The organism is Streptomyces sp. BR123 (assembly GCF_013401435.1).
Taxonomy (GTDB): domain Bacteria; phylum Actinomycetota; class Actinomycetes; order Streptomycetales; family Streptomycetaceae; genus Streptomyces.
In genome coordinates, this window is the sequence record NZ_JACBGN010000347.1 from 1 (window position 1) to 6,946 (window position 6,946).

A 6,946-nucleotide genomic window follows, 5' to 3' on the forward strand; every position below is an offset into this window, starting at 1 on the left:
TATAAGAGACAGGATGGGGGCCGTGGGGACGAGGCGGGGGCGGGTTTCGTCGTCCGTATGTCGCAGAAGGCGTGACGGATTGAATTGCACTGGCAACGGATGGTGAGGCTGTTGCGTGGCCGGTGTGAGCCCGCGCATAGGACCCACATCACTTACGAGGGCGCCTAGTAGATACGTGAAGGTCGCATCGACGCTGGTCTGTGCAGTTGCCGGGTCGAAATTCCTGGCCGGACGGGGCCCCGTGATCCACTAAGCGGGATCGTACGTCACACCTTTGCACCAGAATTTTGCCGCCGCTAAGAATTGCTCTCGCCGCACGGCACCGGGGATCTCCCCGGATCCATCCGGAGCCCTCCTGCGGCCCCCGCGATTCGAAGAGGTTGCAACGCATGTCCAAGACCAGCATTCGTGGCCGTCGTCTGACGAAGGCGCACAAGATGTCCTTCGCCGCCGTCGCCACCATCGGTGCCGCAGCCGTCGCCGCCACCCTCGTTCCCGGCGGTGCCGGCAACACCGGTACGGCCGAGGCCGCCGTCGCCGCCCCCGTGGCGCTGACCCAGGTCCTGGACGCGCAGACCAAGGCCGCCCAGAGCAGCCTGGCCGCGCAGCAGGCCGTCGCCGTCCAGCGGGCGGCGGACGCGGCCGCCGCTGCCAAGGCCAAGGCCGACGCCGCTGCCAAGGCCAAGGCGGAGGCCGCTGCGAAGAAGGCGCGTGAGCAGAAGGAGGCCGCCAGCCGTGCGGCCGCCCGCAAGCCGGTCTTCGCGAACAACCTGGACGGCTGGATCAAGGAAGCCCTCTTCATCATGAAGAAGGAGGGCATCCCGGGCACGTACGCGGGCATCCACAAGAACGTGATGCGCGAGTCCTCGGGCAACCCGATGGCCATCAACAACTGGGACATCAACGCCAAGAACGGCGTTCCGTCCAAGGGCCTGCTCCAGGTCATCTACCCGACCTTCAAGGCCTACCACGTGCCGGGCACCAAGTTCGACCAGTACGACCCGGTCGCCAACATCGTCGCCGCCTGCAACTACGCGGCCGACCGCTACGGCACCATCGACAACGTGAACAGCGCCTACTAGGCCTCTGGCGGAAGCTTCCGCTGCACCTCTTCGAACGCCTCAGGGCGGTACCCGCGATCCGGGTACCGCCCTGAGGCGCTTGTGCGTCACGTGCCGCGCGGGCTGCTCGTGCAGCCGGTGCCGCTAGTTGCGCATGACCTCGGGCTCGTGGCGGCGCAGCAGGCGCTGCACCGCGAAGCCGCAGGCGACGCCGAGGGCGAGCAGGACGATGATGTTCAGCGTCCACTGGCCGGCCGTGGGGTCCCACAGAGGGTCGGTGTTGGTCGGGTTCTCCATGTCCCACGGCGCCATGAGCTTGCCGAGGTTCAGGGTGGTGCCGGCCGCGGCGATGGCCCAGCGGGACGGCATCAGCCAGGCGAACTGCTCCAGGCCGGGCTTGTCGTAGAGCTGGAACAGGATGCCCGTGAACACGACCTGGACGATCGCGAACATGACCAGCAGCGGCATGGTCTTCTCGGAGGTCTTCACCAGCGCGGAAATGACCAGGCCGAACATCATCGAGGTGAAGCCGAGCGCGATGACCGAGATGCAGAGCTCGGTGGCCGGGTCCATGAACAGGCCCTCGGCGGGGAGCTTGCGCGGGGTGAAGGCGATCAGGCACATGATCACGCACTGGAGGGCGGTGATGACGCCGAGGACGATCACCTTCGACATCAGGTACGCCGAACGGGACAGGCCCGTCGCGCGTTCCCGCTCGTAGATGACCCGCTCCTTGATCAGCTCGCGGACCGAGTTGGCGGAGCCGGAGAAGCACATGCCGACCGCGAGGATCAGCATGATCGTTCCGGCGTCGCCGTTGAAGCGGCTCGGCGGCGTCGGCGGCGCGAGGCCGAACTTCGCAGGGATCACCGTGGAGACGATGCCGATGATCGCGGGCAGGAGCACCATGAGGGCCATGAAGCCCATGTCCGAGGCGATGACCGACAGGTAGCGGCGGATCAGCGTCCACAGCTGCGAGCCCCAGGCCTGCGGCTTCGGCGGGATCATCTGCTGCGGCGGCATGGCGACGGCCTGCGGGGCGACCGCGTCGAGGTCGGCGGCGTACAGCTGGTAGTGCTGCGAGCCCTTCCAGCGGCCGGCCCAGTCGTAGTCGCGGTAGTTCTCGAAGGCCGAGAAGACGTCCGCCCACGTGCTGTAGCCGAAGAAGTTCAGCGCCTCGTCCGGCGGGCCGAAGTAGGCGACCGAACCGCCCGGGGCCATGACCAGCAGCTTGTCGCACAGGCCCAGCTCGGCCACGGAGTGGGTGACGACCAGGACCGTGCGGCCGTCGTCGGCGAGGCCGCGCAGCAGCTGCATGACGTCGCGGTCCATGCCCGGGTCGAGGCCGGAGGTCGGCTCGTCGAGGAAGATCAGCGAGGGCTTGGTGAGCAGCTCCAGGGCCACGGACACGCGCTTGCGCTGACCACCCGAGAGCGCGGTGATCTTCTTGTCCTTGTGGATGTCGAGCTTGAGCTCGCGCAGCACCTCGTCGATACGGGCGGCACGCTCGGCCTCGGCGGTGTCGCCGGGGAAGCGGAGCTTGGCCGCGTACTTCAGGGCGGTGGAGACCTTCAGCTCCTTGTGCAGGATGTCGTCCTGCGGGACCAGGCCGATGCGCTGGCGGAGCTCCGCGAACTGCTTGTACAGGTTGCGGTTGTCGTAGAGGACCTCGCCCTGGTCGGCGGGCCGGTAGCCGGTCAGCGCCTTGAGCAGGGTCGACTTGCCGGAGCCGGAGGGGCCGATGACGCCGATCAGCGACTTCTCCGGGACGCCGAAGGTGACGTCCTTGAGGATCTGCTTGCCGCCGTCCACCGTGACCGTGAGGTGGCGGGCCGAGAAGGAGACGTCGCCGGAGTCGACGAACTCCTCCAGCCGGTCGCCGACGATCCGGAACGTGGAGTGGCCGACGCCGACGATGTCGTTCGGGCCGAGCAGCGCCGAGCCGGACTTGGCCAGCGGCTGACCGTTGACGTAGGTGCCGTTGTGGCTGCCGAGGTCGTGGATCTCGAAGCGGCCGCCGGTGGAGCGGAACTCCGCGTGGTGCCGCGAGACCTGCAGGTCGGAGACGACGAGCTCGTTCTCCAGGGCACGACCGATCCGCATGACGCGGCCGACGGCGATCTGGTGGAAGGTCGTCGGGCTGCGGTCGCCGCCGTGGCCGCCGTGGCCGGCGTGCGCACCCTGGGCGGGGTGGGCCGCGCCGGCCGCACCCTGCTGCTGCGGGAAGTGCTGCTGCGGGGCGGGCGCCTGCTGCTGCGGCTGCGGCCACGCCTGCTGCTGGGCCGGAGCCTGGTAGGCCGGGGCGGCCTGTGCCTGGGCCGGAGCCTGGTACGCGGGGGCCGGGGCCTGGTAGGCCGGAGCCTGCTGCTGCGGCACGGCGGCCTGCTGCGGCGCACCGGCAACGCTCAGATTCAGCCGCGGTCCGTCGGTGGCGTTGCCGAGGTGGACCGGCGTGCCCGGCACGAGCTCCGCCTGCTGGACCCGCGCACCCTGCACGTACGTGCCGTTGGTGCTGCCGTGGTCCTCGATGCCCCAACCCCGGCCGTTCCAAGCGATGGTGGCGTGCCGCCAGGAAACCCGGGCGTCGTCGATCACCACGTCTCCCTGGGGATCGCGCCCCAGCGAGTACGACCTGGACGGATCGAGCGTCCAGGTCCTTCCATTCAATTCCAGTACGAGTTCCGGCACTCCAGCCCCACTTAGGTCCCCCGAGAATCCCCCTGGCCGTCAGGGAGTCCGACGCCAGGGAGTCTAGGGATGGCTAACATCCGGGGGAACTATTTCAGGCCCGCGGCCACATGTGGAATCGGGGCCTTGCCGGGGCGCCCGCGGATCGCGGGCGCAAGTCGCCCGGAGCGTGCGATACGGGACTTCTCGATCACCGGTCCCGTCCCGGCCGCCACCTCTGAGCGGGGGAAACCCGTTCCGGTGGGTGGGACGGGCCTGACGCCCCCGCGGGACGGGAAGATACGGTGAGAGCACCATGAGCGCTTCGCAGACCTCAGACGTCCCCACCCTCCTCGTCAAAATCTTCGGCAAGGACCGCCCCGGGATCACCGCGGGACTGTTCGACACCCTCGCCGCCTTCTCCGTCGACGTGGTCGACATCGAGCAGGTCGTCACCCGTGGCCGCATCGTCCTGTGCGCCCTCGTCACCGTGCCCCCCCACGGCACTGAGGGCGAGCTGCGGGCCACCGTCCACAGCTGGGCCGAGTCGCTCAAGATGCAGGCGGAGATCCTCTCCGGCACCGGTGACAACCGGCCGCGCGGCAGCGGCCGCTCCCACGTCACCGTGCTGGGGCACCCGCTGACCGCCGAGTCCACGGCGGCGGTCGCCTCCCGGATCACCGCCACGGGCGGCAACATCGACCGTATCTTCCGACTCGCCAAGTACCCGGTGACGGCCGTCGAGTTCGCCGTGTCCGGCTGTGAGACGGAGCCGCTGCGGACCGCGCTGGCCACCGCTGCCGCGCACATCGGCGTCGACGTGGCAGTGGTCTCGGCCGGCCTGCACCGGCGGGCCCAGCGCCTGGTCGTGATGGACGTGGACTCGACCCTGATCCAGGACGAGGTCATCGAGCTGTTCGCCGCGCACGCGGGCTGCGAGGCCGAGGTCGCCGAGGTGACCGAGCGGGCCATGCGCGGGGAGCTGGACTTCGAGCAGTCGCTGCACGCCCGGGTGGCGCTGCTGGCAGGGCTGGACGCCTCGGTGGTGGAGAAGGTCCGGGCCGAGGTGCGGCTGACCCCCGGGGCGCGGACCCTGATCCGCACCCTCAAGCAGCTCGGCTACCAGGTGGGTGTGGTCTCCGGCGGGTTCACGCAGGTCACGGACGACCTGCGGGAGCAGCTGGGGCTGGACTTCGCCTCCGCCAACACCCTGGAGATCGTCGACGGCAGGCTGACCGGCCGGGTCACGGGCGAGATCGTGGACCGGGCCGGCAAGGCCCGGCTGCTGCGCCGCTTCGCGGCGGAGGCCGGCGTCCCGCTGGAGCAGACGGTGGCGATCGGCGACGGCGCCAACGACCTGGACATGCTGAACGCGGCCGGGCTGGGCGTGGCCTTCAACGCGAAGCCGGTGGTCCGCGAGGCGGCGCACACCGCGGTGAACGTGCCGTTCCTGGACACCGTCCTGTACCTGCTCGGGATCACACGTGAGGAGGTCGAGGCCGCCGGCCTGACCTGACCCGGTCCGAGCGCGCGCACGCGTACCGGAAACGTGTACGGGGACGGGGACGGGCCGATCGATCCGCCGGGACCGTCCCCGTACACGGGAGGCGCGCCACGGGCCGGTCAGTGGTCCGCGGGGGTCCAGAAGTCGAGCAGCGTGCCCACGCCGTGCTCCACGGACTTCCAGGATCCGGTGAAGGAGACGACGGCCAGTGCCGCGGCCGGGAAGCCGCTGCGGTTCATCCGGGCCAGGGCATCGCCCTCCACGCGGCCGGCGAGGGCGTCGGCGAGGGCGTGCATGCCGGGGTTGTGGCCGATCACGAGGAGGTCCCCGACCTCGTCGGGGGTTTCGTTGAGGAGGGCGAGGAGCTCGCCGAGCGAGGCCTCGTACAGCCGCTCCTCGTACACGGTCTTCGGGCGGTGCGGCAGCTCCTGGACGGCGAGCTTCCACGTCTCGCGGGTGCGGGTGGCGGTGGAGCAGAGGGCCAGGTCGAAGGTGATGCCGGTCTCGGCCAGCTTCAGTCCGGCGGCCGGGGCCTCCTTGCGGCCGCGTTCCGACAGCGGGCGATCGTGGTCGGACACCTGCGGCCAGTCGGCCTTCGCGTGGCGGAGGAGGACGATCCTGCGGGGTGTGTCGGCGCTCATGGCCCCAGCTTCGCACGGATGGGGCCGCGGAGCGGAGGGCGTTGGGGAGCTCGTCCGCGGGCCGGGGGCGCACCTGCGCCGTGCGCGGCCCGCGCGGACGCATGGGCCGGTTCAGCCTGCGGCACGCAGGAGCTGTGCGCTGACCTTGAGCAGGGGCGCGGTCTCGCCGGCGGCGGCCTGGACCTCGCCGGATCCGGCGAGGAGGAGCAGCAGGAGGCCGAAGGCGAGTGCGGGCAGGGCCAGCGCCCACCAGTGGAGCCGGGCGTCGGCGCCGGCGGTGCGGCGGAGGGGTGCGGGGGCCGGCATGGGGGCCTTCCAGGGTGTGCGTCGGGGACGGGCTGCTCCTTCGAATCTAGGGATCCGAAGCAGTCGTTCCCATCAGGGGCGCACCCCATCCGACCCTGACGCCGGCCCCCTAGGGGACGGTGGGGGCAGCCCCACCCGGGGGCGGGTCAAGGCGGTACGGCGGTCGCGGTCAGGGCGAGACGACGGTCGCGATGACGGCGATGATCACGGTGACGGCGAGCATCGCGCCGAGCACGACGCCGAGCTTCCTGCGGCCGTCCTGGGGGTTCGGTTCGAGTACGGGCGACATGCCGTTCAGTCTCGCATGCCGCGTTCGCCCTCGATCGTGCGGTCCCGCCGGTGTGGCCGGCGATCCCGGAGGCAGCGAGGCGGAGGGGACGGGCCCTGGTTCCGCATCCGGCCGGCCAGGCCGGGGACGGCGAAGGCCGGCAGGACGCCCGTGGACACGGTGGCCGCGAGCAGGACGCCCGCACCGGGGGACGCCGTCACGCCCGCCGGTGGCTGACCCAGGTCGAGCGGACCTCCTTCCAGCACCGGCCGACGAGCTCGGCGCGGCCGGCCGGTCCCACGGCCACGGCATTGCCGTCCCCGTCCAGGTCCCACCAGCGGTCGCATTCGACGTGCAGCCGGACCAGGTCGGTCCGCGGGTAGCTGTTGTGGCAGTACGCCGTGACCAGCGAGCCGTCGATGACGGTGTCGCAGTCGGCGCCGAACAGGTCCGCGGCCGGGGTCGGCGCGGCCGGTACGGGGGGCTCGGCAGGTACGGG

Annotated in this window: 7 protein-coding genes; 2 read left to right on the plus strand and 5 right to left on the minus strand. The window is 70.8% G+C overall.

The annotated features are described in order from the left end of the window. Window positions 1-389 precede the first annotated feature (389 nt). On the plus strand, window positions 390-1,082 hold the full coding sequence (locus HYE82_RS32160) for a transglycosylase SLT domain-containing protein (protein WP_179177737.1): 693 nt from the start codon (window positions 390-392) through the stop codon (window positions 1,080-1,082). A 123-nt stretch (window positions 1,083-1,205) separates the two neighbouring features. Here HYE82_RS32160 and HYE82_RS32165 read toward each other — a convergent pair whose 3' ends face one another. Beyond that, window positions 1,206-3,728 (minus strand): FHA domain-containing protein, encoded by a 2,523-nt coding sequence (locus HYE82_RS32165; RefSeq protein ID WP_218783299.1) that lies wholly within the window; start codon window positions 3,726-3,728, stop codon window positions 1,206-1,208. A 316-nt stretch (window positions 3,729-4,044) separates the two neighbouring features. Between HYE82_RS32165 and serB the strand changes: the two genes are divergently transcribed. After that, window positions 4,045-5,244, plus strand: coding sequence for a phosphoserine phosphatase SerB (gene serB, locus HYE82_RS32170; protein ID WP_179177739.1), 1,200 nt, complete (start codon window positions 4,045-4,047; stop codon window positions 5,242-5,244). Window positions 5,245-5,351: 107 nt separating this feature from the next. Here the strand turns inward: serB and HYE82_RS32175 are convergent, their stop codons facing one another. The 4 genes from HYE82_RS32175 to HYE82_RS32185 all read right to left on the minus strand — a co-directional run. Next, complete coding sequence (locus HYE82_RS32175) at window positions 5,352-5,873, minus strand: histidine phosphatase family protein (RefSeq protein ID WP_179177740.1); 522 nt, start codon at window positions 5,871-5,873, stop codon at window positions 5,352-5,354. Between the two features lie 111 nt (window positions 5,874-5,984). Next, the gene (locus tag HYE82_RS32180) at window positions 5,985-6,179 is read right to left on the minus strand and encodes a hypothetical protein (RefSeq protein WP_179177741.1); all 195 of its coding nucleotides are present in this window, start codon (window positions 6,177-6,179) and stop codon (window positions 5,985-5,987) included. A gap of 169 nt (window positions 6,180-6,348) precedes the next feature. After that, entirely contained in the window at window positions 6,349-6,468 is a 120-nt protein-coding gene (locus HYE82_RS38630) for an SGM_5486 family transporter-associated protein (RefSeq protein ID WP_256987964.1), read from the minus strand. 196 nt (window positions 6,469-6,664) lie between these two features. Continuing rightward, window positions 6,665-6,946: hypothetical protein (locus HYE82_RS32185; RefSeq protein ID WP_179177742.1), on the minus strand; the 282-nt coding region annotated here is incomplete at its 5' end.